The following is a 555-nucleotide window of genomic DNA, read 5'->3' as shown; positions in this document are numbered from 1 at the left end:
CCAGCCTAGCTCACTCAACAATTGGTTGATTCGCTTGGCATTAAGGCGAAGTTTATCGCCAAGTAGTGTGGCACTCAGAGTTTTCCCAGAGGTAGGATTCAGCTCAATATGCAAGTTCGTAGGCCAGACAATAAACTGCCCAAACTTGGGGTGGTCAACATATTCACCGCCGAACTTAGCGCCCTCTTCCGTCAGGATCCATTTGTCCTCTTGGCGAGTGATGTAACCGGCGCGTTTGAGATCTGAAAACAGCAGCTTGGCGTCAATATTGCGCATTTTCGCTAATGCTGATGTCGATATTTTTTCTGACATGTGTGGAGCCTCCTGCTGCTGGGAAAATAACATCCTGTGAATGATATTAACGCATTGATTTCATTGCTTGAAGCAAGAATGAGAAAGATTCATACCAAGAAACAAAAAAGCCAGTCTTTTCCGACTGGCTTTGGCTTTAAATGATTCTAAAATTGGCGTGGTTACGCCTTTCGCCGATTATTTGATAAAGGCGATGCAGCCTTGCAAAATCACTAAGTTAACGATGTCGATGAAAAATGCACC

Annotated in this window: 1 pseudogene; it reads right to left on the bottom strand. The window is 44.3% G+C overall.

Features of this window, described 5'->3' with window-relative positions:
* A pseudogene (locus tag R7R78_RS28635) lies at positions 1–312 on the bottom strand (glycerol kinase); the annotation flags it as partial.
* Positions 313–555: the final 243 nt, after the last annotated feature.

The organism is Vibrio sp. 2134-1 (genome assembly GCF_033339495.1).
The sequence above is the reverse complement of the archived record's forward strand: the minus strand, read 5'-3'. Positions and strand labels throughout refer to the sequence as shown.